Origin of the sequence: Natronomonas salina, assembly GCF_013391105.1 — an archaeon.
GTDB classification, from domain to species: domain Archaea; phylum Halobacteriota; class Halobacteria; order Halobacteriales; family Haloarculaceae; genus Natronomonas; species Natronomonas salina.
Map to the genome: position 1 here is coordinate 3,213,905 of NZ_CP058335.1, position 24,534 is coordinate 3,238,438.

At 70.1% G+C, this 24,534-nt stretch carries 27 protein-coding genes; 17 read left to right on the plus strand and 10 right to left on the minus strand.

Features of this window, described 5'->3' with window-relative positions; genetic code table 11:
- Window positions 1-93: 93 nt before the first annotated feature.
- A complete protein-coding gene (locus tag HWV07_RS16675; protein WP_178335397.1) occupies window positions 94-1,245 on the minus strand; it encodes an inorganic phosphate transporter in 1,152 nt (383 codons plus the stop codon).
- Between the two features lie 101 nt (window positions 1,246-1,346).
- On the opposite strand from HWV07_RS16675, the gene hisA reads away from it, so the two are divergent.
- The gene (gene hisA, locus HWV07_RS16680) at window positions 1,347-2,063 is read left to right on the plus strand and encodes a 1-(5-phosphoribosyl)-5-[(5-phosphoribosylamino)methylideneamino]imidazole-4-carboxamide isomerase (RefSeq protein ID WP_178335398.1); all 717 of its coding nucleotides are present in this window, start codon (window positions 1,347-1,349) and stop codon (window positions 2,061-2,063) included.
- Here the strand turns inward: hisA and HWV07_RS16685 are convergent.
- Window positions 2,060-2,203 (minus strand): hypothetical protein, encoded by a 144-nt coding sequence (locus HWV07_RS16685; protein WP_178335399.1) that lies wholly within the window; start codon window positions 2,201-2,203, stop codon window positions 2,060-2,062. The two genes, hisA and HWV07_RS16685, sit on opposite strands and share 4 nt — an antisense overlap.
- A gap of 70 nt (window positions 2,204-2,273) precedes the next feature.
- Entirely contained in the window at window positions 2,274-2,447 is a 174-nt protein-coding gene (locus tag HWV07_RS16690; protein ID WP_178335400.1) for a hypothetical protein, read from the minus strand.
- A gap of 111 nt (window positions 2,448-2,558) precedes the next feature.
- On the opposite strand from HWV07_RS16690, the gene hisB reads away from it, so the two are divergent.
- Window positions 2,559-3,146: an imidazoleglycerol-phosphate dehydratase HisB gene (gene hisB / locus HWV07_RS16695; protein WP_178335401.1), complete on the plus strand. Its 588-nt coding sequence runs from the start codon at window positions 2,559-2,561 to the stop codon at window positions 3,144-3,146.
- 12 nt (window positions 3,147-3,158) lie between these two features.
- On the opposite strand, the gene HWV07_RS16700 is transcribed toward hisB, so the two are convergent.
- Both HWV07_RS16700 and HWV07_RS16705 read right to left on the minus strand, forming a co-directional pair.
- Window positions 3,159-3,377: a hypothetical protein gene (locus HWV07_RS16700; protein WP_178335402.1), complete on the minus strand. Its 219-nt coding sequence runs from the start codon at window positions 3,375-3,377 to the stop codon at window positions 3,159-3,161.
- Between the two features lie 126 nt (window positions 3,378-3,503).
- Window positions 3,504-4,658 (minus strand): thiolase family protein, encoded by a 1,155-nt coding sequence (locus HWV07_RS16705; RefSeq protein ID WP_178335403.1) that lies wholly within the window; start codon window positions 4,656-4,658, stop codon window positions 3,504-3,506.
- Between the two features lie 366 nt (window positions 4,659-5,024).
- Here HWV07_RS16705 and HWV07_RS16710 point away from each other — a divergent pair, with 366 nt between their 5' ends.
- Both HWV07_RS16710 and HWV07_RS16715 read left to right on the plus strand, forming a co-directional pair.
- Window positions 5,025-6,350, plus strand: coding sequence for an ATP-binding protein (locus tag HWV07_RS16710; protein ID WP_178335404.1), 1,326 nt, complete (start codon window positions 5,025-5,027; stop codon window positions 6,348-6,350).
- Complete coding sequence (locus tag HWV07_RS16715; protein WP_178335405.1) at window positions 6,350-7,174, plus strand: MBL fold metallo-hydrolase; 825 nt, start codon at window positions 6,350-6,352, stop codon at window positions 7,172-7,174. Before HWV07_RS16710 ends, HWV07_RS16715 begins: the two co-directional genes overlap by 1 nt.
- Before the next feature lies 1 nt (window position 7,175).
- Here HWV07_RS16715 and HWV07_RS16720 read toward each other — a convergent pair whose 3' ends face one another.
- From HWV07_RS16720 to HWV07_RS16740, 5 genes are all read right to left on the minus strand, one after another.
- Complete coding sequence (locus tag HWV07_RS16720; RefSeq protein ID WP_178335406.1) at window positions 7,176-8,864, minus strand: sensor histidine kinase; 1,689 nt, start codon at window positions 8,862-8,864, stop codon at window positions 7,176-7,178.
- 45 nt (window positions 8,865-8,909) lie between these two features.
- Window positions 8,910-10,112, minus strand: a complete 1,203-nt coding sequence (locus HWV07_RS16725) for a hypothetical protein (protein WP_178335407.1) — start codon at window positions 10,110-10,112, stop codon at window positions 8,910-8,912.
- Between the two features lie 31 nt (window positions 10,113-10,143).
- Complete coding sequence (locus HWV07_RS16730; RefSeq protein WP_178335408.1) at window positions 10,144-11,517, minus strand: aryl-sulfate sulfotransferase; 1,374 nt, start codon at window positions 11,515-11,517, stop codon at window positions 10,144-10,146.
- 40 nt (window positions 11,518-11,557) lie between these two features.
- The gene (locus HWV07_RS16735) at window positions 11,558-12,523 is read right to left on the minus strand and encodes a DUF5787 family protein (protein WP_178335409.1); all 966 of its coding nucleotides are present in this window, start codon (window positions 12,521-12,523) and stop codon (window positions 11,558-11,560) included.
- An 84-nt stretch (window positions 12,524-12,607) separates the two neighbouring features.
- A complete protein-coding gene (locus HWV07_RS16740; RefSeq protein WP_178335410.1) occupies window positions 12,608-13,285 on the minus strand; it encodes a haloacid dehalogenase type II in 678 nt (225 codons plus the stop codon).
- Between the two features lie 174 nt (window positions 13,286-13,459).
- Here HWV07_RS16740 and HWV07_RS16745 point away from each other — a divergent pair, with 174 nt between their 5' ends.
- The 13 genes from HWV07_RS16745 (at window position 13,460) to pan2 (ending at window position 24,365) form a co-directional block, all read left to right on the plus strand.
- Window positions 13,460-14,689, plus strand: a complete 1,230-nt coding sequence (locus HWV07_RS16745) for a translation initiation factor IF-2 subunit gamma (protein ID WP_178335411.1) — start codon at window positions 13,460-13,462, stop codon at window positions 14,687-14,689.
- Window positions 14,690-15,064 carry a type II toxin-antitoxin system VapC family toxin gene (locus HWV07_RS16750; RefSeq protein WP_178335412.1) on the plus strand — a complete coding sequence of 125 codons (375 nt, stop codon included), beginning with the start codon at window positions 14,690-14,692 and terminating at the stop codon, window positions 15,062-15,064. It abuts the gene before it with no gap.
- 1 nt (window position 15,065) lies between these two features.
- A complete protein-coding gene (locus HWV07_RS16755) occupies window positions 15,066-15,635 on the plus strand; it encodes a DNA-directed RNA polymerase (RefSeq protein ID WP_178335413.1) in 570 nt (189 codons plus the stop codon).
- Window positions 15,636-15,833, plus strand: a complete 198-nt coding sequence (spt4, locus tag HWV07_RS16760) for a transcription elongation factor subunit Spt4 (RefSeq protein ID WP_178335414.1) — start codon at window positions 15,636-15,638, stop codon at window positions 15,831-15,833.
- A 1-nt stretch (window position 15,834) separates the two neighbouring features.
- A complete protein-coding gene (locus tag HWV07_RS16765; RefSeq protein ID WP_178335415.1) occupies window positions 15,835-16,374 on the plus strand; it encodes a GTP-dependent dephospho-CoA kinase family protein in 540 nt (179 codons plus the stop codon).
- Between the two features lie 109 nt (window positions 16,375-16,483).
- Window positions 16,484-16,855, plus strand: coding sequence for a 30S ribosomal protein S24e (locus HWV07_RS16770; RefSeq protein ID WP_178335416.1), 372 nt, complete (start codon window positions 16,484-16,486; stop codon window positions 16,853-16,855).
- Window positions 16,856-16,990, plus strand: coding sequence for a 30S ribosomal protein S27ae (locus HWV07_RS16775; RefSeq protein WP_178335417.1), 135 nt, complete (start codon window positions 16,856-16,858; stop codon window positions 16,988-16,990).
- Window positions 16,991-16,993: 3 nt separating this feature from the next.
- A complete protein-coding gene (locus HWV07_RS16780; RefSeq protein ID WP_178335418.1) occupies window positions 16,994-18,595 on the plus strand; it encodes a bifunctional N(6)-L-threonylcarbamoyladenine synthase/serine/threonine protein kinase in 1,602 nt (533 codons plus the stop codon).
- Window positions 18,596-18,653: 58 nt separating this feature from the next.
- Window positions 18,654-18,929: a DUF5808 domain-containing protein gene (locus tag HWV07_RS16785; protein WP_178335419.1), complete on the plus strand. Its 276-nt coding sequence runs from the start codon at window positions 18,654-18,656 to the stop codon at window positions 18,927-18,929.
- A 139-nt stretch (window positions 18,930-19,068) separates the two neighbouring features.
- On the plus strand, window positions 19,069-20,367 hold the full coding sequence (gene hisS, locus HWV07_RS16790; protein WP_178335420.1) for a histidine--tRNA ligase: 1,299 nt from the start codon (window positions 19,069-19,071) through the stop codon (window positions 20,365-20,367).
- A 30-nt stretch (window positions 20,368-20,397) separates the two neighbouring features.
- On the plus strand, window positions 20,398-21,222 hold the full coding sequence (truA, locus tag HWV07_RS16795; protein ID WP_178335421.1) for a tRNA pseudouridine(38-40) synthase TruA: 825 nt from the start codon (window positions 20,398-20,400) through the stop codon (window positions 21,220-21,222).
- 37 nt (window positions 21,223-21,259) lie between these two features.
- Entirely contained in the window at window positions 21,260-23,050 is a 1,791-nt protein-coding gene (gene pepF, locus HWV07_RS16800) for an oligoendopeptidase F (RefSeq protein WP_178335422.1), read from the plus strand.
- A gap of 97 nt (window positions 23,051-23,147) precedes the next feature.
- Complete coding sequence (pan2, locus tag HWV07_RS16805) at window positions 23,148-24,365, plus strand: proteasome-activating nucleotidase Pan2 (RefSeq protein ID WP_178335423.1); 1,218 nt, start codon at window positions 23,148-23,150, stop codon at window positions 24,363-24,365.
- Window positions 24,366-24,534: the final 169 nt, after the last annotated feature.

Genomic DNA, 24,534 nt, shown 5'->3' on the forward strand with positions numbered 1-24,534 from the left:
TCACGCGCCTCTGTGTTGAAGGTTGCTGTTAGGAACGGGTCTCTCGCGGTACACGGACGATTGTCCACCTTTCCGGCCTCCGAGTGGGCGGGGCTACACGACGGGGACGAACCGGAAGACGAGGAAGGCCCCGATGGTGGCGACCGCCGGGACGAAGTTCTGCATCAGGATGACGCGACCGGTCGTCTCCGGGTCGAAGAGGTCCGAGGCCGCGGGGATGTCGCCGGGCTCCTCCTCGCCGATGGGCGGGGCGTTCTCGCCCCGCCGCTCGGTGTCGCCGACGGTCGCCCCCTCGTCGGCCGCCAGGGCGCCGACGGAGACGTTCGTCCCCTCGCCGCGGACCGCGTCGCGGGCGGTCGCGGTCCGGGTGGCGCGACCCCAGCCCAGCCCGACGATGCTCATCGTCGCGATGATGACGAAGCTCGCGGGGATGCCGATCGCGGCCAGCGCCGCCGTCGCCGTCGCCGAGACGATCGCGACGACGATGGCCGCCGTCAGCGGCAGTTCCGTCAGGTCGTTGCCCATCGTGTCGAGGGTCTTCCGGGCGATGGTGAACGCGCCGAGGCCGACCGCGACGGTCGCCAGGATGATGCCGACGTTCATCGACAGCTCGCCGCTGCCGACCAGCGGTGCGACGGCGTTGGCGGCGTTCGACGCCCCCGCCGAGAAGGCCATCAGACAGCCGATGACGATGACCAGCAGGGCGCCGGCGGTCTCCCGGCGGGAGGCGTCGGCGCCGAAGGGGCTTCCCTCGGTCTGCGGGATGGCGATCCAGGCGTTGATCGTGGGGTAGAAGTAGCGACCGATGACGCCGCTGATCCAGAAGGCGACGATCGGCGCGACGATCCACCACGAGACGATTCGGCCCATCGTCTCCCAGTCGAGGGTGCCGGTCGCCAGCCCGAGGCCGGCGATGGAGCCGACGGCGGTCATCGACGTCGAGGCGGGGACGCCGGCGAAGTTCGAGATGAACAGCGCGAACCCGATGAAGAAGAGGACGACGATGCTGGCCGGGAGCGTGAACAGCTCGCCGGGGACGATGCCGTCGCCGAGCGTGTCGACGACCTGGCGGCCGAGCGTCCAGCCGCCCGCGAAGAAGAAGACGGTCATGAGACCGGCCGCCAGGAGCTTCCCGAGGACGCCGGCGCCGACCGCCGGCCCGAAGGCGGGCGCGGTGTTGGCGCCGCCGATGTTGTACCCGACGAACACGGCGACGGCGATGCCGACCACGAGCAGCACTTCCATGCCCGGAGCAACGAGGGGGCGTCGGATAAGCGCCCTGTTTGGCCGGTGGTCGCCCGCCGTCGACGGGTACGCTTTTCTCCCGTCGCGCCGACCGGTCGGGCATGTTCCCCTCCTTCGAGGTCATCCCGGCGGTCGACGTCCAGGACGGCCAGGTCGTCCAGCTGGTCGGCGGCGAGCGCGGCACGGGCAAGACGTACGGCGACCCCGTCGAGGCGGCCCGGACGTGGGTCGACGAGGGCGCCGAGACGCTCCACCTCGTCGACCTCGACGGCGCCTTCGAAGGCGAGCGTGAGAACGCCCCGGCGTTCGAGGCCGTCCTGGAGGCCGTCGACGCGGACGTCCAGCTCGGCGGCGGCATCCGGACGGCGCGGGACGCCTGCGAGCTGCTGGAACTCGGCGTCGACCGCGTCATCCTCGGCACCGCGGCCGTCGAGAACCCGAACATCGTCGGCGCCGTCAGCGAGGACTTCCCCGGGAGCGTGATGGTGAGCCTCGACGCGAAGGACGGCGAGGTCGTCGTCTCCGGGTGGACCGAGGGTACCGGCCTCGATCCGGCCGAGGCCGCCGCTCGCTACGAGGAGGAAGGTGCCGGAGCGATCCTGTTCACGGACGTCGACGTGGAGGGGCAACTGGAGGGGATCCGCCGCGAGCCGGTCGCGCGGGTCGTCGAGGCCGTCGACGTCCCCGTGGTCGCCAGCGGGGGCGTCTCGACCCTCGAGGACGTGCGCGCGCTGAAGGACGTCGGGGCCGCCGCGGTCGTCGTGGGGACGGCCCTCTACGAGGGACGGTTCACGCTCGAGGAAGCCAACGAGGTCTAGTCACGGGCGAACCGCGCTCTGGCACGCCGGTACAGCAGCGCGATCCGGGCGTAAAGACCCTCCCTGGTCGTCGGCGGTACCTTCGGGGCCACGGGTTCGGCCAGCGCCGCCGCGACCGGGATCAGGTTTCGCGCACTCATGCGTCTCTCGACCTACGACGCGGGGTACCAAAACGTTCAGTCAGACGGCCGTCACGCGGTCGTCGGACTGCTACAGCGCGGCGTCGAGCTGCTCTTCCGCCTCCGGGTGCTCCCGGCGGAGGTACTGCTTGAGGTAGCCGACCGCGACCACCGCCAGCCCGGCGACGGCGAGCGAGCCGATGGTGCCGAACCGTCGGGAGGCGACCCTGTACGCCGTCACCGCGATGCTGATCTTCTGGAACACACTTCCAGTACGGCCGCCGGACGGAAAAGGCGAGCGGCGACCGACGACCCGCGCCCGTTCCCGGCGCCGAACCGCCGCAACCACCATAAGGGAGCGCTCGAAGTGGGGGATATGACACAGCGGCAGGCGGCCGTCACCCGTGAGACGGCCGAAACGGACATCGAGGTGACGCTGGCCCTCGACGGCGACGGCGACAGCACGGTCGACACCGGCGTCGGGTTCTTCGACCACATGCTCGAGTCGCTGGCGAAGCACGGCCTGTTCGACCTGACGGTCGGCTGCGACGGCGACCTCGAGATCGACGACCACCACACCGTCGAGGACGTCGGCATCGCACTCGGCGAGGCGCTCGCCGAGGCGCTGGGCGACAAGCGCGGCATCGTCCGTTACGCCGACCGCCGGGTGCCGCTGGACGAGGCCGTCGCCGGCGTCGTCGTCGACGTCTCCGGCCGCCCGCGGTTCTACTTCGACGGCGCGTTCTCCCAGGACGCCGTCGGCGACTTCACCAGCGACATGGCCCGGCACTTCGCCGAGTCGCTGGCGCTCAACGCCGGCCTGACCCTGCATGCGGACGTCTCGGGCGAGAACGCCCACCACGAGGTCGAGGCGCTGTTCAAGGCGCTCGCGCGGGCGCTCGACGACGCCACCCGGATCGACGACCGCCGCAGCGACACCCCGAGCACGAAGGGCGAACTGTAGCCGAAAATCGTTCTACAGCGGCTCCCGCTCGTCGATCTCCCGGTAGATGACCATCGCGGCGAAGTAGACGCTCATGAACAGCAGGAAGCCCGCGCTGAACGTCGCGACGGTGCCGCTGGCGAGTTCGATCTCGGTCCGGGTGACGAGCACCGCGATGGCGGCGGCGAAGACGAGGATGGCGAACGCCCCCGAGGCGACGTAGACCGCCAGGTCGCTCTCCAGGACGCGCATGGTGGGTGGGGTGGGGCGACTGCGTGAAAACACTGCCGCCGAGTTCGGCCGCCAGGACGTCGGCTCGGACGACAGTCGTCACTACCCGATGCGACGACCAGAAATGGAAGAGAGCAGCGACGTCGTTCAGTCGACCTTGAACTCGATGGCGGCGCCCTGACCGAAGCCGACGCACTCCGTGGCGATGCCGCGCTGGGCGTCGTCGCGCTTGTTCATCTCGTGGATGAGCGTGACGGGTAGGCGGGCGCCGGTGGCACCCAGGGGGTGGCCGATGGCGATGGCGCCGCCGTTGACGTTGTAGCGCTCGTTGTCGAAGCCGAGCTGGTCGCGGCAGTAGACGCACTGGGAGGCGAAGGCCTCGTTGAGCTCGATGAGGTCGTAGTCGTCGGCAGAGGTGTCGGAGCGCTCGAAGAGCGTCTCGCAGGCCGGGATCGGGCCGATGCCCATGACCTCGGGCTCGACGCCGGCGATGGCGTTGTTGCCGATCTCGGCGAGCTCCTCGAAGCCGTTCTCCTCGGCGAACTCGCGGGAGGTGATCATCAGCGCCGCGGCGCCGTCGGTCGTCTGGGAGGCGTTCCCGGGCGTGACACTGCCGTCGGCCTTGAAGACGGTCGGCAGGTCGGCGAGCTTCTCGGCGGTGGTGCCGGGGCGGAGGCCCTCGTCCTCCTCGACGGTGATCTCCTCGCCGTCGTCGTCGTGGCCCTCGATGGGGACGATCTCGTCGTCGAAGCGGCCCTCCTCGGTGGCCTCGACGGCGCGCTGCTGGGACTGGGCGGCGTACTCGTCCTGGGTTTCCCGGGAGATGTCGTAGCGCTCGGCGACCTCCTCGGCGGTGATGCCCATCTGCAGGGCGGCGATGTTGTGGTGGTCGTTGAGGCCCGGGTGGATGGCGTTGTTCTGGCCCATCTTCACGCGGGACATCGACTCGACGCCGCCGGCGATGATGCAGTTCCGCTGGCCGGCGCGGACGGCGTCGGCGGCGGAGATGACGGCCTCCGCGGAGGAGGCACACCAGCGGTTGATGGTCGTCGCCGGCGTGTCCTCGCCGAGGTCGGACATCAGCGCGATGACGCGAGCCATGTTGTTGCCCTGCTCGTCGCGCTGCTGGGCGCAGCCCCACTTCAGGTCGTCGACGTCCTCGCCGGTGAGCCCGGTCTCGTCGAGGATCTTGTTGATGAGGGGGATCGAGAGGTCCTCGGAACGAACGTCCGCGAAGACGCCGTCCTCCTTGCCGAACGGCGTCCGGTACGCCTTCACCACGACGGGAGTATTGTCACTCATACACCCACTCTAGCGGTCGGTCCCACGTTAAACCTGCTATGCTGGCGTATTTTTCACGTTAAGGGCACCACCGGTTTCGACTTCTACTGTTAACCGCACAGAGGAGGGTTTTTATGTCGGCACGTGAGCATCCGCGAGGGAGCGCAGCGACCGAGCGGTTCGCGGCGACGAGGCCGGAGGCCGAGTCGCCGTAGCGAGCGCCGACTAACGCGAGCCGACCGCAGGGAGGCTCGTGGCTGGAGGCGCTCGCGCATATTTTCCCCAAGTTTTTGCCGCGGAGGCGTGTCCGCTCCCGGCGGACCGCCGGAGCGTGCAAAAAGTGGCTTTCGAATGGCTTATACACCTACCGCGGTAACGTTCCCGGGAATGAGCAGCCCCGAGCTCGACGTCGTGGAGTTTCTGTTGACTGCGTCCATCTACACGGAGAACCGAGACCTCGACGAACGCGACCTGCCGCCCCGCTACCGGCGGGTGTTCTGGGAGGACGGGGAGGTCGAGCGGCCGCTGACGACGACGACGAACACCGCGGCGGCGGCGACCGGCGTCGAGCGCCCCTGGGAGGCGGTCTCGGGGCTGATGTTCACGGACCGCGACGACTTCTCCGGGAAGATCGAGTTCACGGACCGCGAGATGGCCGAGTCGTGGCTGCTCGACCGCATCACCGCCGAGCAGCTGACCAGCAACCCGACGCTGGCGTACGCCTTCGGCGACGACCTCGGCGTCGACTACGAGGACGCCCGTGAGCAGAACCGGCCGATCCACGCCGACCGGGTCTGGATCGACTCGCTGCTCGAGGAGATGTTCGACGAGGACGAGGAGGAGATGCTCGACCTCGTGGAGATTCGCGCCCCAGAGGAGATCGAGATGACCCTCGAGGACCTCGTCCTCACCGAGGACCAGGAGAACGAGATCCACAAGGTCGTCAAGGCCATCGAGCACCGCGACTACCTCGCGGAGATCGGCCTCCGCGAGATCGGGAAGCTGCTGTTCGTCGGCCCGCCGGGCACCGGGAAGACGTCGGTCGCGCGGGCGCTCGCCCAGGACCTCGACCTGCCGTTCGTCGAGGTGAAGCTCTCGATGATCACGAGCCAGTACCTCGGCGAGACGGCCAAGAACGTCGACAAGACCTTCGAGATCGCAAAGCGGCTCTCGCCCTGCATCCTCTTCATGGACGAGTTCGACTTCGTCGCGAAGACCCGTTCGTCGGACGAGCACGCGGCCATCAAGCGCGCCGTCAACACGCTCCTGAAGTCGATCGACGAGGTGAGCCTGATCCAGGACGACGTCCTCCTCATCGGCGCGACGAACCACCCGGACCAACTCGACGCCGCCGCCTGGCGCCGCTTCGACGAGATCGTCAACTTCCCGAAGCCGGACAGTCGCATGCGCGCGGACATCCTCCGCATCGTCACCCGCCGGATGGACGTCGACGACTTCGACCCCGACGAACTCGCAGAGGCCACCGAGGGCCTGACCGGCAGCGACCTCCGGCTCGTCCTCCGGGAGGCCGTCCTCGACGCCCTCACCGAGAACCGGACGACGCTGACCCAGGCGGACATGCTCGACGCCATCGAGGACTTCGAGGAGCGTGACAACCTGAAGAACATGGACATGATCGAGGGCGACGCCGACGCCCTCGTCGCGGGCGGCTCCGACGGCCACGACCACGACCACGACCACAGCCACGATTGATGGAGGTCACGCTGCTCGGCACCGGCGACACCACCGGGACCCCGACGCCGAACTGCGAGTGCGGCACCTGTCGAGCGGCCCGCGACCGCGGCGTCGAGCGCTCCCGGTTCTCCGTCCACGTCCACAACGAGCGCACGGGCGAGTCGCTGCTCGTCGACGCCAGCCCCGACTTCCGCCAGCAGTTCCTCGACCACGACGTCGACCTCCCCGACGCCGTCCTCGTCACGCACGTCCACTTCGACCACCTGGACGGTCTGGGTAACGCCTACCGCCTGCTCGACGACGTCCCGGTCTACGCCGCCGACGAGACCGACCCGGTCACCGACGAGAGCGTCGCCGAGACCGTCGACCGGAAGTACGACTACCTCGACGCCATCTCGGTTCGCCCGCGGACGCCGTACGAGCCCTTCGAGACCTGCGGGTTCGAGGTGACGCTCGTCCCGGTGGAACATCCGCCGCTGGTCTGCTACGGCGTCCGGATCGCCGACCCCGAGACCGGCGCGGTCCTCTCGCTCACCGGCGACACGAACTACGACCTCCCGGAGCGGTCCCGCGACGTCCTCCGGGGGGCCGACCTCCTGCTCGCCGACGGCATCGTCCCGGCCTCGAACTGCGAGTACCACCCCCTCGGCGGCGACCACCCCGACGACGAGGGCGTCTTCCGCACCTTCGGGACCAAGCACATGACGATCGAGGGCGCCCGAGACCTCGCGGCGGAACTCGGGGCCGACGACTACCGGCTCGTCCACCTCTCCCACTACATCCCGGCCGAGCGGGCCTTCGACGACGACATGGCCGTCGACGGCGAGACGTTCGGCCTCTGACTCAGCCGTCCTCGGGGAACGTCACGCCGTCGAACTCGAAGCGCGCCCCGCCGTCGCCGCCCTCGGTCACCGACACCCGCCAGCCGTGGGCCTCGGCGATCTGCTGGACGATGCTCAGGCCGAACCCGGTGCCGTCGCCGCCCGAGAAGCCGCTCTCGAAGATCCGGTCGCTGATCTCCTCCGGGATGCCGACGCCGTCGTCGGCGACGTAGAAGCCGCCGTCGCAGCGGCCGACCGAAACGACGACCGACCGATCGGCCTCCGCCGGGTCGTCGGACGTTCCGTGCTCGGTCGCGTTCCGGAACAGGTTCTCGAGGAGCCGGGTGAGGCGGTCGCCGTCGGCCGAGATAGACACGTCGTCGACGTGCAGCTCTGCGCCGTCGGTGTCGACGTTCCGCCAGGCGCGCTCGGCGACGCCCCGGAGGTCGACGGGCTCCGGGTCCGTCACCACCTCGCCCTCCCGCGCGAGCGCGAGGACGTCCTCGATGATGCTGTCCATCCGGCGGTGGGCCTCCTCGACCTCCTTGAGGAGCTCGAGCTCGCCGGTCTCTTCGACGAGTTCGACGTACCCCTTCGCGATGCCGAGGGGGTTCCGGAGGTCGTGGGAGACGACGCTGGCGAACTGGTCGAGCTGGTCGTTCCGCCGCCGGAGCTCCGCCTCGCGGCGCTTCCGCTCGGTGACGTCCCGGACGAGGAACAGCCACCCGACGTGGCGGCCCCGGCCGTCCTCGAGCGGGGAGGCGTTGACCGCGTAGTGTCTGCCCAGCACCGAGAGTTCGACCCCCTGGGCGGTCTCGCTCCCGACGATCTCCCGGTACCCCTCGAGGGCCTCCGGTACCGCGGTCAGCAGCGCCTGGACCGTGCTGCCGACGATGTCGGCGCTCCCCAGGACGCGCTCGGCGAACTCCTCGCCGGTCTCGTTGAGGTCGATGAGCCGGTGCTGGGCGTCGACGACGAACACCGCGTCGGTGATCTCGTCGAGCACCCGGTCGCGGGCGATCGGCGAGAGGTCGATGAGCTGGTACCGGACGATCGCCACGGCGAAGAGCGCGTTCGCGGCGACGAAGCCGACGGGCGTGGTGTCGAACGACACCAGACCGGAGAGGCTCACGAGATTGGCGACCGTGGGCGCGGCCACAGCCCCCAGCAGCGCGACGACCTGCCCCCGGTAGAGCGCGCGCGACCGGTAGAGCATCCCGACGATGAAGACGGTCCCGACCAGGATCAGGACGTACGAGTACAGCGTGTGGACCCAGAACGCGGGGCCCCACTCGACGACGACGCCGGAGGGCGCCGACGGGTCGACGGTGGTGCCGGCGTAGAAGAGGTCACCGGGGTTCGTCACCGCGACGGCGTACACCGCGAGCGGGTGGACGGACAGCAACGCCACCGTCCACCGGTTCACTAGGTGCTCGCGGCCGGTGTACTCCAGCGAGAACAGGAAGATGGAGGCGACGACGACGCCGACGCCCAGAAAGATGGAGTGCGAGAGGTGGTCCGAGAGCGGGGAGGCCGGGACGGCGGTCGTGAGGAACGCCATCGTCGACCACCACCAGCCGCCGCAGATGCTGCCCAGCAGCGGGAGCGCGCCGGGCGTCCGCCGGTGCCGCCAGACGACGTAGCCGATCGGCAGCGCGGTGACCGACGAGAGCGCGTACACCGCCTGGACGGCGGTGGGGTCGACAGCCATGGTAGGCCCTCTCCGGGACTCCGACGCTAAAACCTTCAGACCGAGTTAGTCGCTGTGTTCGGACCGGCCGCGCCCGAATCGAACGACGACGACCAGGCCGGCGATGGCGGCCATCGCCACCCCGAAACCGGCGGCCGGCGGGCCGGTGTCGACGACGGCGACGGCCCGTTCGCTCCGGTTGGTCCCGAGCGCGAGCAGGCCGGCCTCGCAGGCCGCGAGTTCGTCGTAGGTGGCGTTCGCTGCGTCGACCGGCGCGCTCCCGGAGGCGTTCAGCGCCCCGGCCCCCGGGCGGTCTCCCTCGACCGACCGGGTGGCATCGACCGGCTCCCAGGGGGCGAAGGCGGTCCAGACGACGCGGCCGCCGGCCTCAACCTCGAGGACGCGGTGGGCGCGGCGGTCCGCGACGAGCGTCGTGCCGCCGGGGAGGCGCTCGGCGCTCCGCGGCCGGTCGAGGCCGGTCAGCGCCCAGGCGACGTCGCCGTCGCGTTCGACCTCGACGACGCGGTCGGCGCCCATCTCCGCGAGCAGCACCGTCTCGCCGAGCGACTGGGGGCTGTACGGCGCCCGGAGGCCGTCGACCCGCCAGCGGACGCCCCGGTCGCCGACCGACAGCAGGCTGCCGGTGCCGTTCCCGGCGACGGTGACGAGGTAGCCGTCCCCGACGGGCGTGACCCCCGAGACGTGGCTCTCGTCGTCGGCGAATGCGTCGTCGGGCAGTCGCCACTCGCGGGTAATCCGGTCGGCCTCGAGGTCGTAGCGGACGAGGCGCCGGTCGTCGGCGACGAGCAGGCCGGCCGGTTCGAGCAGCGCGTCGCGGGCGTCGACGTCGCCGCGGGGGCCGTCGCCGAGGCCGAACCGGAGCGCCCAGACCGGCCGGCGGTCGTCGTCGAGCAGTTCGACGACGCTGTGGTCGCGCTCGCGACTCACGACCAGCACGCCGGCCTCGGTCGCGTCCACGCTCCGGGCGACGAACCGGCCGCGCTCGCCGAGGTCGTGGCTCCAGACCGGCCTCGCCTCGCGGTCGTACGCCGAGACCGTCGCCGGCCGCTTCTCGTAGCGGTCGCCGACGACCTGCAGCCCCTGGGCGGCGATCACCGTCTCCGCCGCCGCCGGGCGCTCGACCGGGCCAGTGCAGTCGTCGGTTCCCGGCTGGGCCGACGCCGGCGACGGCGCGGCTCCCAGCGTCGCCCCGACGACGGCGAGGCTGCAGAGGACGGCGAGCAGCACGATACCGGCTGGCCGACTCACGGTCGATAGGTGGCGCCCGGGGACAAGAGGTTTACCCGGAGCGCCGGCGGTAGGCGATGGCGCCGACGGCGGCGACGAGCACGAGGAGCGCGCCGACCGCGATCGGGACGAGGGGGAGCGACTCGCCGCGGTGGACGTCCCGGCCGGTCAGGTCGCCCGCGAAGGTGTCGAACCGCGAGGGGGCGAAGGAGTAGAGGGCGTCGGCGCAGGCGTCGACCTCCGCCTCGGAGAAGTTCGCGTCGCCGTGAACCTCGTAGCGCCCCTCGACGCCCTGCTCGCGCATCGTCGGGCCCTCGGAGCCGGGGCCGCCGCGCTCGGCGTCGTACGTCTCGTAGGGGGTGTACATCTCCCAGACGACCTCGCCCTCCGGGGTCACCTCGACGACCCGGTGGCCCATGCGGTCGGAGACGAGCGTGTTGCCGTTCGGGAGGCGGTCGGCGTCCCGCGGCTCGTTCAGCCCGGTGACCTGCCAGACGCGCTCCCAGGACCCCGAGTCGGCGTCGTAGGCGTACTCGACGACGCGGTCGTTGAGGCTATCGGCGACGAGGGCGGTGTGCTCGCCGTCCGGCCCCCAGAGGTGGTCGGGGTTGTGCTGGCGGTGGAGGACGTCGTGGTCGCCGTCCTCGCCGAGGGTCAGTTCGACCGCCTTCGAGGTGCGGTTGACGAAGACGACCTGGTCGAAGTTCCGGACCGACGCCATGAACCACTCGCCGGTGGCGTCGACGGCGTCGGACTCGCTGACGTTCACGCGGTCGATATCGTTGACGTGCGTCCAGTCGTCCGGCGGGCCGCCGCCGGACTCGGGGTAGTGGTCGGGGTGGTCCTCGAAGCGCCACTCCCAGGTCACCTCGCCCTGCGTGCGGTTGTAGACGAGCAGTCGCTCGTGGCCCTCGCCCTTGTCGGCGATCGCGAGCTCGTCGCCGTCGATCAGGTCGACGTCGTGGGCGTCGGTCACCTGCGGGTTCTCGGCGTCGTCCGGAGGTCCGTCGAAGCGCTTCTTCCACTCGTACTCGCCGGAGTCGGGGTTCAGCTCCCCGACGATGCTCGCGCCGCTCTCGGTGGTGACGAACAGGAGGTTGTCGTTCGGGAGCCGGTCGACGTCGTAGGCCCACCAGCGGCCGGCGGCGGAGGCGTTCCGGGCCCACTCGAAGGTCCCGTCGGGGGCGTAGGAGACGAGCAGCGCCGCCCGCTTCTCGTAGCCGTCGTCGGTGAGTTCCGTCCCCTGGATGCTCACAACCGTCGACTCGTCGGGCTGCTCTGTCATCGTCCCGACGCACTCGTCGCCCGGCCCCTCCGCCGCCGCGGCCGGGGTTCCGAACCCGGTCATCGCCGGCAGCGACAGCGCCAGGAGCGTCGCGAGGAGGAGGGCGGCGCCCGGCGCCAGGAGCGTGCGTGGTTCTGGCATGGTATCACTCCCGGCGGCCGGTCTAATCAGTCGTTCGGCATCAGTCGCAGAACCGGTCGAGGCCGGCCTGCCGTCGCCGGGCGCCGTCGGGGTCGGGGTCCCAGGGGCTCCGCTCGGCGCGGACGGCCTCGGGGTCGGCGGCTGGCGGGGCCGCGGCCTCGTAGCCGTCGCAACCGTCGCCGCACTCCCGGGCTGGGTCGACGAACCGGCCCTTCCAGGTGCAGTAGGGGAGTTCGTCGCCGGGGGCGAAGCCCGGCCCGCGCGCCTCGCCCGAGGCACAGGCCGGCAGCGCCGAGGGCCGCCAGCCCTTGCCGTAGGCGCGCTCGGCGACGCGGCGGCGGAGCCGCGCCTTCTCGTCCGCCGTCACCGGCTCGACGTCGACGCGGGCCGGGTGCTCGTCGAGCACCGCGATGCCCGGTTCGTCGGACGGCAGCGGCGTCGCCTCGCGGACGACCTCGAAGTCGCCGGTCTCGGCGTCGAACCGGCGGACGCCGACCTCCGGGGGGATGCGGTTCAGGTGAGCGCCGGTGACGTACGACTCGGTGACGAGGACGACCTCGTCGAACAGCGCCAGCGAGACGTCCTTGCGGAGCTGGAGTTCGAGGTCGCCGGGGCGGCCGAGGTCCGGCTTGTTCTCGTAGGCGCGGAGCCCCGAGAACCAGTCGGGGTAGCGGGCGGTCTGGCGGACGTACCGGCGGCCGTTCCGGCGTTCGGCCTCGAAGAAGCCGACGTCGACCGCGCGGTCGACCACGTCGCGGGCGTGCTCCGGCGAGGCGTCGACGGCGTCCTTCCAGTAGCGGGCGCGGCCGACGCCGACGCCGCTCTCGACGGCCAGCCCGGGGATGGTCTCGGGAGTGATGGCGACCCGGTCGTCGAAGCCGGGGCCCGGAAGCACCTCGACGGCGTCGACGACGCGGGTGTGGGTGCCGAGCTGCCGGGCGACGACGCCGTCGCTGGCGGCCTCGACGGCGGCACACATCGCCAGCTCGAAGGCGTACTCCCGCACTGGCGGAGGGGACGTGCTCGGCGGTGAAAAGGGGCCCGCTCGCCACACCGACAGACCGACCGCGGAGGCGGCACAAACGACGGGTCAGCTCTCGATGCCGAGCGTCGATGCGACGTCCCGGAGGTCGTCGACGACCGCGTCGGGGTCGCCGGCGAAGCCGTCCCACGGGACCTTCCCGCGGTCGAGCCAGACGCCGGTCATGCCGGCGTGGGAGGCGCCGAGGACGTCGTAGAACAGCGCGGTGACGTGGGCGATGCAGTCGATGGGGGTCCCCGTCCGCGCCGCCGCGTGGCGGTACAGCTCGACGCTGGGCTTGAACGTCTCGACCTCGTCGGCGCTGATCGCGTCCGCCAGGAGGTCGTCGATGCCGGCGTGGTCGACCATGGAGTCGAGCATCTCCGGATTACCGTTCGAGACCACGTACGTCTCGACGCCGGCGTCGCGGAGGGCGGAGAGCCCCTCGCGGACGTCGTCGAACACCGCCAGCTCGTGGTAGGTCTCGAGGACGGCCTCCCGCTCGCTCTCGGGGAGGTCCACGTCGTGGGTGGCGAGGGCGTGTTCGAGGGCGGCGCGGTTGAGCGCGTAGAAGGTGTCGTAGGCGTCGACCTCGTTGGCGACGGTGGTGTACAGCAGCGACCGCGAGCGCCAGTGGTTCGAGACGGCGACGGGGTCGTCGACGGCGTCGGCCAGCGCCGACTGGACGGCGTCCACGTCGACGAGCGTGCTGAAGGAGTCGAAGGTGACGGTCTCGACGTCGGGCATGGGTCGGCCTCGACTTGGGGCCACACGGGTATAGGCGTGCAGGTCGGTGACACGGTCGCAGCGGGCCCGCGGCGGCAGCAGCGAGCCCGGTCGAACGGTTCCAGGGCGCTCTTCGACGGTGGACAAAGCGGAAGCGTTATCACTCGCACGGGCGGACGTTCACGTCATTACTAAATGACGCAAGAACACCGACAACCGGAGGTGAACATCGGACTGGTGGGTCACGTCGACCACGGGAAGACGACGCTCGTCCAGGCGCTCTCGGGCGAGTGGACCGACCAGCACTCCGAGGAGATGAAACGCGGCATCTCCATCCGCCTCGGGTACGCCGACGCGACGTTCCGGGAGTGCCCGGACCTCGACGAGCCGGAACGGTACACCGTCGAGGACACCTGTCCGGACGGCTCCGAGAGCGAGCACGTCCGGACGGTGTCGTTCGTGGACGCGCCGGGCCACGAGACGCTGATGGCGACGATGCTGTCGGGGGCGGCCATCATGGACGGCGCGGTGCTCGTCGTCGGTGCCAACGAGCCGGTGCCGCAGGCCCAGACCGAGGAGCACCTCATGGCCCTGGACATCATCGGCATCGAGAACATCGTCGTCGCCCAGAACAAGGTCGACCTCGTCGACCGCGAGCAGGCCCAGCGCAACTACGAGCAGATCAAGGAGTTCGTCGCGGGCACGGTCGCGGAGGACGCGCCGGTCGTCCCCATCTCCGCCCAGCAGGACGTCAACATGGACCTGCTGATGCAGACCATCGAGGAGGAGATCCCGACGCCGGAGCGGGACCCCGACGCGGACGCCCGGATGCAGGTCGCCCGGTCGTTCGACATCAACCGTCCGGGGACGACCTGGGAGGACCTGACGGGCGGCGTCCTCGGCGGGTCGCTGACGCAGGGTCGCCTGACGGTCGACGAGGACCTCGAGATCAGGCCCGGCCGCGAGGTCGAGGAGGGCGGCGCCGCCGAGTACCAGCCGGTCGAGACGACCGTCCGGTCGCTGCAGGCCGGCGGCAGCTTCGTCGACGAGGCGACGCCGGGCGGGCTGCTCGGCGTCGGCACGGGACTCGACCCGTCGCTGACGAAGGGCGACGCGCTGGCCGGGCAGGTCGCCGGGCCGCCGGGGAGCCTGCCGCCGACCCACGACGCCTTCACGATGGGCGTCGACCTGCTCGACCGCGTCGTCGGCGAGGACGCCGAGGAGATCGAGCCGATCAGCACCGGCGAGCCGCTGATGCTCACGGTCGGGACGGCCACGACGGTCGGCTCTGTCACGAGCGCGCGCGACGACGAGTGCGAGGTCAAGCTGAAGCGCCCCGTCTGCGCGCCGGAGGGGTCGAAGATCGCCATCAACCGCCGCGTCGGCGCGCGCTGGCGGCTCATCGGCGTCGGAACGCTCAGGTGAATGGACGTGGTGCTCGACACGAACGCGCTGATGATGCCGGTCGAGGTCGGGGTCCGGACGTTCGAGGAACTCGACCGCCTGCTCGGCGACTACGAGGCCGTGGTGCCGCGGGCGGTCGTCGACGAGCTGGAGAAGCTCGCGGCCGGCAACGGCGAGGAGGCGACCGCGGCGAGCGTCGGCGCGGACCTCGCGGCCCGGGAGTGCGAGACCGTCGAGCACGGCGCCAACTACGCGGACGATGCGGTGCTGGAGATCGCCGGCGGGCGCGACTACGCGGTCACGAACGACGGCCCGCTTCGGCGGCGGTTACTGGAGGCGAACGTTCCCGTAATTAGTTTACGGGGGCGAAACAAACTGGAAATCACTGAACCATAGCATGTACAAACGGGTACGACTTCGGGACACGGTCGAGGTGCCGCCGCGGCACCTCGCGGATGTGTCGCCCGAGCTGGTCCGGCGGCTGCTGCAGGACAAGCTCGAAGGACGGATGGACGAGGGCGTGGGGAGCGTCGTCTCCGTGACGGAGGTCCACGACATCGGCGACGGCGCCGTCCTCCCGAACCGGCCGGGGGTGTACTACGAGGCGGAGTTCGACGCCGTCACGTTCGACCCCCAGATGCAGGAGGTCGTCGACGGCGAGGTCGTCGAGGTCGTCAACTTTGGCGCCTTCGTCGGGATCGGCCCGGTCGACGGGCTGCTCCACGTCTCGCAGATCTCCGACGAGTACCTCGCCTACGACGAGGAGGGCCAGCAGCTGGCCTCGCGGGACTCCAACCGGACGCTCGGCGTCGGCGACTCGGTACGCGCACGCATCGTCACGAAGAGCATCGACGAGCGGAACCCCCGCGACTCGAAGATCGGCCTGACGGCCAAGCAGCCCGGACTGGGCAAGCACGGCTGGCTCGAGGAGGACCGACAGCGCCGCGAGGCGCAGGCGGGTGATTAGATGGCCGATCGACTGGTCTGCCGGGACTGCCACCGCGTCCTCGACGTCGACGACGGCGAGCAGTGTCCCTCCTGCGGCTCGAACTCGCTGACGGAGGACTGGGCGGGCTACGTCGTCATCGCCCACCCCGAGAGCAGCGTCATCGCCGAGGAGATGGAGGTCACGGAACCCGGCCGCTACGCGCTGAAGGTCCGCTAGGATGCCGACCATCCTCGCCAAGCTCCCGGACGACCTCCGGGGCGAACTGAAGGACCCGCTTGGACCGATCTACACCGACACCGAGGCGCTGCTGGCCGACGCCGGCGACTCCATAGTCGCCGTCGGCGACATGGTCACCTACCACCTCCTGCAGGCGGACCGCCGGCCGGACGTCGCGCTCGTCGACGGGAAGACGAAGCGCGAGCGCGTCGAGCGCGAGGTGGCCGAGGCCATCGACGGCTTCGACGAGCGTCTCGACGCCGTCAACCCGCCGGCGACGCTGACCGACGAGCTGCTGGAGGCCCTCGCCGACGCGCTGGACAGCGACGGGACGACCGTCATCACCGTCGAGGGCGAGGAGGACCTGGCGGCGCTGGCCGCGGTCGTCGCGGCTCCCGACGGCGCCGCGATCGTCTACGGGCAGCCCGACGAGGGGATGGTTCTGGCGACCGTCGACGACGACCTCCGGGCCGAGTGCCGGGACCTGCTGGAGGCCATGGAGAGCGACTACGAGCGCATCGCCGACATCCTGTCGGACTGACCGAGTCGGATTCGGCTCGCCACCGAGTGACGTCGAGCACCGGACCGGGGCGACCTGCTGCTTCGAAATCCTTTTACGCGCTTCGGCGGAAATCTGGGGTAACGTAACCATGGACGTCGAAATCATAGACGAGGACGAGAACCCGATGTTGCACCGGACTGACGTCCGGTTCCAGCTGACCCACGACGACGCGACGCCCTCCCGGCTGTCGGTCCGCGACTCGCTGGCCGCCAAGCTGAACAAGGGCTCCGACGAGGTCGTCGTCCAGAAGCTCGACACCAAGTACGGCATGCGGAAGACCGTCGGCTACGCGAAGGTCTACGACAGCGCCGATGCCGCCCGCGACGTCGAGCAGGACTACACCCTCGCGCGCAACAAGATCACCGAGGATGGCGCCGAAGAAGCCGAGCCCGAAGGCGACGAGGAGCCCGAGGCGGAAGCGGAAGGCGACGAGGCCGAAGCCGAGGCGGAGGAGGCGTAGATGGCCCGACACGAGTTCTACAACGACGACGGCACGACGGACAAGGAGCAGTGCCCGCGCTGCGGCGACACCTTCCTCGGTGACTACGGCGACCGCAAGCACTGCGGGAAGTGCAGCTACACCGAGTTCGAGTAGGTCGTGACCCGCGTTCTCGGCATCGAGGGGACCGCCTGGTGTGCCAGCGCGGCCGTCTTCGCCGCCGAGTCCGACGCCGTTTCTATCGAGTCCGACGCCTACCAGCCGGATAGCGGCGGGATCCACCCGCGGGAGGCCGCCGAGCACATGCGCGAGGCGGTCCCGGCCGTCGTCGAAGACGTCCTCGACACCGTCGCCGAGGAGTACGGACCGCCGGCGGAGGCGCTGGACGCTATCGCCTTCTCGCGCGGCCCCGGGCTCGGTCCGTGTCTCCGCATCGTCGGCACCGCCGCCCGCGCGCTCGCCGGCTCGCTGGACCTGCCGCTGGTCGGCGTCAACCACATGGTCGCCCACCTGGAGATCGGCCGCCACCGGTCGGGCTTCGAGTCGCCCATCTGCCTGAACGCCTCCGGCGCGAACGCCCACGTCCTCGGCTACCACGACGGCCGCTACCGCGTGCTCGGCGAGACGATGGACACCGGCGTCGGTAACGCCCTCGACAAGTTCACCCGCCACGTCGGCTGGACGCACCCCGGCGGCCCGAAGGTCGAGGCCCACGCGAGGGAGGGCGAGTACGTCGACCTCCCATACGTCGTCAAGGGGATGGACTTCTCCTTCTCCGGCATCATGTCCGCCGCCAAGCAGGAGTACGACGCCGGGACGCCCGTCGAGGACGTCTGCCGCGGGCTCGAGGAGACCGTCTTCGCGATGCTCGCGGAGGTGAGCGAGCGGGCGCTGTCGCTGACCGGCGCCGGCGAGTTGGTCCTGGGGGGCGGCGTCGCCCAGAACGACCGCCTCCGGGAGATGCTCGAGTCGATGTGCGAGGAGCGCGGCGCCGACTTCTACGCGCCGGAGGCCCGCTTCCTCCGGGACAACGCCGGCATGATCGCCGTCCTCGGCGCGAAGATGTACGAGGCCGGCGACACCGTCGCCGTCGAGGACTCGCGGGTGCTGCCGGACTTCCGGCCCGACGAGGTGCCGGTGACGTGGCGCTCCGGCGAGGGGGTCGAGACGCCGGCCGCCGACGAGGAGCGCGTCCAGGGCGCCGAGGCGGTCGTCGACCTCGACGACGGAGCGGGGCGGGCGTACAAGCGCCGGCTCTCGAAGTCCTACCGCCACCCGGAACTCGACGCGAGGCTGCGGACGCGCCGGACGCGCTCGGAGGCCCGCCTCACCAGCGAGGCACGCGGCCTCGGCGTCCCGACGCCGGTGGTCTTCGACGTCGACCCGGAGGAGGGTAGCCTCGAGTTCGAGTACGTCGGCGAGTCCGACCTGCGGGACGCGCTGACCGAGTCGGGCGTCCGCGACGTCGGCCGGCACCTGGCTCGCTGTCACGCGGCCGGGTTCGTCCACGGCGACCCGACGCCGCGGAACGTGCGGACCTCCGAGGACTTCACCTATCTCATCGACTTCGGCCTCGGCTACTACACCGACGACGTCGAGGACTACGCGATGGACCTCCACGTCTTCGAGGGCGCCCTCGGCGGGACGGCCGACGACCCGACCGCGCTGGTCGAGGCCTTCGAGGACGCCTACCGCGAGGTCGGCGACCCCGCCGTCGTCGAGCAGTTGCGGGCGATCGAGGGCCGCGGGCGCTACCAGTAGCGGGGGCGGCCGCGGCGAGGGGCGTGCCTATAAGTTCCGGCCAGCCATAGTGGCGAGTATGTCCGAGAAGCCGCAGTCCGGCGAACTGTTCGGTATCCCGTACAACTTCGACAGGCCGTCGCTCGGGCGGATGACGTCGGCCTACTGGCAGCCCGGCGAGGGGATGCTCGTCGAGAAGCCGTTCGGCATCGGGTACACGCTGAACCTCGCGAACTGGCGGTCGTGGGTCGTCCTCGGGGTCGCCGGGGCGCTCTACTACCAGCAGCAACAGTCCAGCGAGGAGTTCGACGGCGAGTCGGGCGACGAGCCGGTGGAAGTCGTCGTGGACGACTAGCGAGGTCGCGAGCGAAGCGAGCGACCTCGGAGATGCGAGCGGGGAGCGGAGCGACCCGCGAGCAGCTAGTCCTGGTGGCCGTTAGGTAGCCCCGACCACAATCGGTCCTTTTAGTGCGCCCCGCTTCGAATCCCGTTGCATGTACGACGGGCTGAAGGGATTCAGGGACTTCTACGCCGGCGAGATGTCCGCCCGCCGGGCGGTCACCGACACCATCGAGGAGCGCGTCCGCCGGTACGGCTTCCGCGAGGTCGGGACGCCGCGGCTCGAGCGGACGCAGATGTACGTCGACAAGTCCGGCGAGGAGATCGTCGACGAACTCTACAACTTCGAGGACAAGGGCGGCCGCGACGTCGCGCTGACGCCGGAGCTGACGCCGACGGTCGCCCGGATGGTCGTCGCCCGCCAGCAGGCGCTGGCCAAGCCGATCAAGTGGTTCTCGACGCGGCCGTTCTGGCGCTACGAGCAGGTCCAGCAGGGGCGCTTCCGGGAGTTCTACCAGACGAACGTCGACATCTTCGGGTCGCCGGAGCCGGAGGCCGACGCCGAGATCCTCGCCGCGGCGGCCGACGTCCTGACCGACCTCGGGCTCACCGCCGACGACTTCGAGTTCCGGGTCTCCCACCGGGACATCCTGGGCGGCCTGCTGGAGTCGCTGGACAGCGACGTCGACACGCAGGCGGCCATCCGCGGGGTCGACAAGAACCAGAAGCTCGACGAGCCGGAGTACTACGACCTGCTGGTCTCGGCGGGCCTCGACCGCGAGGAGGCCGAGGCGTTCGACGAGGTGCTGGCGACCGACGACCTCGCGGACCTCGTCGAGTTCGCGGGGACCGACCGGGTCGACGCCGCGGTCGAGAACCTGCGGAACGTCCTCGCCGCAGCGGAGGACTTCGGCGCCCGCGAGTTCTGCACCGTCTCCCTGGAGACCGCCCGCGGGCTGGACTACTACACCGGCGTCGTCTTCGAGTGCTTCGACACCGCCGGCGAGGTCTCGCGGTCGGTCTTCGGCGGCGGCCGCTACGACGACCTCATCGAGGGCTTCGGCGGCGAGCCCACGCCCGCCGTCGGCGTCGGCATCGGCCACGAGACGCTGTCGCTGCTCTGCCAGCGCGCCGGCGTCTGGCCCGACGAGGAGCTGTCGACCGACTACTACGTCCTGACCGTCGGCGACACCCGCGAGGAGGCCGCCGAGATCGCCCGCCAGCTCCGCGAACTCGGCCACGTCGTCGAGGTGAACCTCACGGGCCGCGGGTTCGGCGACCAGCTGTCCTACGCCGACGGCATCAACGCCGAGACCGTCGTCGTGGTCGGCGAGCAGGATCTGGAAGACGACGCGGTGACGATCAAGGACATGGAGTCCGGCGACCAGAAGCAGGTCCCCCTGGACGACTTCCCGCCCGAGGAGGGCCGGCCGACCTACGAGGACTTCGAGTAAATCCACCGCGAGCACGTCAGAGCGTCCACCATGCGCGCTTTCCGACTCGCCTACGACGGCACGGGGTACCGCGGGTTCCAGCGGCAGCCGCACGGCGAGACGGTCGAGGACGCGGTCTTCGACGCGCTCCGGGACCTGAATCTGGAGGTCGAAGTCGACGGCGCGCCGACCGGGTACGCCGCTGCGGGCCGGACCGACGCCGGCGTCTCGGCGCGCGCCCAGACGGTCGCCTTCGAGACCCCGGCGTGGCTGACGCCGCGGGCGTTCAACGGCGAACTGCCCGCCGACGTCCGGGCGTGGGCCCACGCCGACGTCGACGGGTCCTTCCACGCGACGCACCACGCCGTCGAGCGGCGCTACCGATACTTCCTGTACGCTGCGGATACCGACATCGAGCGAGCGAGGACCGCCGCAGAGCGTCTCTCCGGGACCCACGACTTCCACAACTTCACGCCCGACGAGACGGGGACCGAACGGGACCTGACGATGGCCGTCGAACGGGACGGCGAGTTCTTCGTCGTCGACTGCAGCGCCAGCGGGTTCGCCCGACAGCTCGTCCGGCGGCTGGTCTCGGCCCTGGAGCTGATCGCCACCGGCGAGCGCGACGTCCGGTTCCTCGACCGCGCGCTCTCCGACGAACCTCTCTCTGGGGGCGACGGCATCCCGCCAGCGCCTCCCGAACCGCTGGTCCTGATGGACGTCCGGTACCCGTCCGTCGACTTCGCCGTCGACGAGGAGGCGGCCGCCAGCGCCCGCGAGGTGTTCGAGCGGCGGCGGCGCGAGCGGCTGTCGGGCGCCCGGGTCGCCGGGTCGCTGGCGCCGGACGCGCCGGTGGCGGAAAACGGAGACCGGTGACGACGGGTTTAGGAGCGGCGCCGCCGTAGCCGGGGCCATGAGTTCGGTTCCGGAGCGCGGCGACATCGACGAGGCGTACACCTGGGATCTCTCGGATCTCTTCGCGGACGACGAGGCGTGGGAGGCGGCCTACGAGCGCGTCGAGGAGCGGCTGGACGACTTGGAGGCCTACGAGGGACGGGTCACCGAGGACGCCGAGACGCTCCAGGAGGTCCTGGAGCTGCGGGAGTCCATCATGCGGGAGGTCTCGAACGTGGCCGCGTACGCGCGGATGCGTCGCGACGAGGACACGACCGACCAGCAGTACCAGGCGCTGGCGGCCCGCTCGCAGTCGCTGGCCGCCGACGCCTCGAGCGCGGCGAGCTTCATCGAGCCGGAGATCCAGGGGGTCGACCGCGAGACCATCGACGAGTTCGTCGACGAGAACCCCGACCTGGCGGAGTACGAGCACTACTTCGAGGACACGCTCCGGATGAAGGAGCACACCCGCTCGGCGGAGATCGAGGAGCTGCTGGCCGACCTCGGTGAGGTGACTGGCGCCGCCGGCGACGTCTACAACATGCTGACGAACGCAGACATGGAGTTCCCGGCGGTCGACGATCCCGACGGCGAGCCCCGGCGGATCACGCTGTCGAACTTCACGAAACTCCAGAAGCACCCCGACCGCGAGTTCCGACGGGAGGTCTACGAGACGTTCTACGACGAGTGGGCCGACTACCGCAATTCCATCGCGACGGCCTACAAGAACAGCGTGAAGGCCGACTTGAAGCTCGCGGCGGCCCGGAACTACGACTCGGCGCGGGAAGCCGCTCTCGACGGCCCGAACGTCCCCGTCGAGGTCTACGACACGCTCGTCGACACCGTCGAGTCGGACCTCGACGTCCTCCACCGCCACGCCGACCTGAAGCGCGACTGCCTCGGCGTCGACGAGCTGAAGATGTGGGACGTCTACGCGCCGCTGGCCGGCGGCGAGAGCCCCGACCTGGAGTACGAGCAGGCCAAGGAGTACGTCGTCGACGCCGTCGAGCCGCTCGGGGAGGCCTACCAGGAGCGGATGGCCGAGGGCCTCGAGTCCCGCTGGGTCGACGTCTACGAGACGGCGAACAAGCAGTCCGGCGCCTACAGCGGCGGCACCTACGACAGCCAGCCGTACATCCTGATGAACTACCAGGACGACATCTCGTCGATGTACACGCTGGCCCACGAGCTCGGCCACTCGATGCACTCCGAGCTGACCAGCGAGGAGCAGCCCTACGTCTACTCGGGCTACGAGATCTTCGTCGCCGAGGTGGCCTCGACGGTCAACGAGGCGCTGCTCACCCACCACCTGCTGGAGACCGTCGAGGACGAGCGGTTCCGCCGGCACGTCCTCGACGAGTACCTCGAGCGGTTCCGGTCGACGCTGTTCCGCCAGACGATGTTCGCGTCCTTCGAGCACCGCGCCCACGAGGTCAGCGAGGCCGGCGAGGCGCTCACCCCCGACCGCCTCGACGACATCTACGAGGGGCTCAAGGCGGACTACTACGAGCCGGCCGACGTCGACGACCGCATCGGCCGCGAGTGGATGCGCATCCCGCACTTCTACCGCGCCTACTACGTCTACCAGTACGCGACCGGCATCAGCGCCGCCGTCGCCATCGTCGACCGCATCCGCGAGGAGGGCGAGGACGCGGCGGCCGACTACCGCGAGTTCCTCCGCTCGGGCTCCCGCGGCTACCCGCTGGAACTGCTCGAGACGGCCGGCATCGACATGTCGTCGCCCGAACCCGTCGAGTCGGCCATCGAGACCTACGACGACCTCGTCGGCGAGTACGAGTCGCTCCGGTAGGCCGGAATCCCGGGCGGGCGGTGTGGTACAGTGTACCGCAAGCATCTCCCACACCCAAAGTCACTTTTAGGCTCCAACGCCTATCACCCGACAACCAATGTCGCATAGTCCCTCGTTACCCGACCGGCCGACGCTCGACCTCGACGCCGAGATGTCGGACTCAGAGCGGCTGGCCGCGCTTCGGGACCACTACGTCGACGTCTCCAGGGTCCACGAGGAGCTCGCGGACCAGCTGGAGACCGCCAGGGAACGGAAGTCGGAACTCAGAGAGGAGGTCTCGGACCTGCAGGAAGAGAACGAGGCCCTGAAGACCTCCTCGCTGTACCTCGCGACCGTCGAGGAACTCACCGACGACCAAGTCCTCCTCAAGCAGCATGGCAACAACCAGGAGGTGCTCACCGACGTCTCGCCACGCCTGTACGACAAGCTGGAGGCCGGCGACCGCGTCGCCATCAACGACTCCTTCGCCATCCAGACCGTCCTCGACTCCGAGACGGACGCCCGCGCCCAGGCGATGGAGATCTCCGAGAAGCCCGACGTCCACTACGACGAGATCGGGGGGCTCGAAGAGCAGATCCGGGAGGTCCGCGAGGCCGTCGAGGACCCCCTGACCAACCCCGAGAAGTTCGAGAAGGTCGGCATCGAGCCGCCGACGGGCGTGCTCCTCCACGGCCCGCCGGGGACCGGGAAGACGATGCTGGCGAAGGCCGTCGCCAACCAGACCGACGCGACCTTCATCAAGATGGCCGGTTCCGAGCTGGTCCAGAAGTTCATCGGCGAGGGCGCCCGCCTCGTCCGCGACCTCTTCGAACTGGCCGCCGAGCGCGAGCCAGCCATCATCTTCATCGACGAGATCGACGCCATCGCCTCAAAGCGAACCGAGTCGAAGACCTCCGGGGACGCCGAGGTCCAGCGGACGATGATGCAGCTGCTCTCCGAGATGGACGGCTTCGACCAGCGCGGCGACATCTCCATCATCGCCGCGACCAACCGCTTCGACATGCTCGACCGCGCCATCCTCCGGCCCGGTCGCTTCGACCGCCTCATCGAGGTGCCCGAACCGGACGAGGAGGGCCGCGAGCAGATCCTCCGCATCCACTCCCGGAAGATGAACCTCGACGAGGACGTCGACCTCGCCGACCTGGCCGACGAGACCGACGGCTTCTCCGGCGCGGAACTCGAGAGCCTCACCACCGAGGCCGGCATGTTCGCGATCCGCGACGGCCGCACCGAGGTCGAACGCCGCGACTTCGACGACGCCCTCGAGAAGGTCTCCACCGACGACGCGCCCGGCAAGCCGATCGCCTTCTACTGACGGGCCTCCTCTCGTTCCGCGCGTTTTCCCGATGTCGAGCTATCGAGGGTCGAGTGCTCGTGCTCTCTTGTTCGATTACCTCGAATTTACTCTGGATTTACCAACATCTGTCCACCTTTTCCCCACTAATCAATCGGAACGTGTCGGTTGACCGCGGATAACTTGGAGT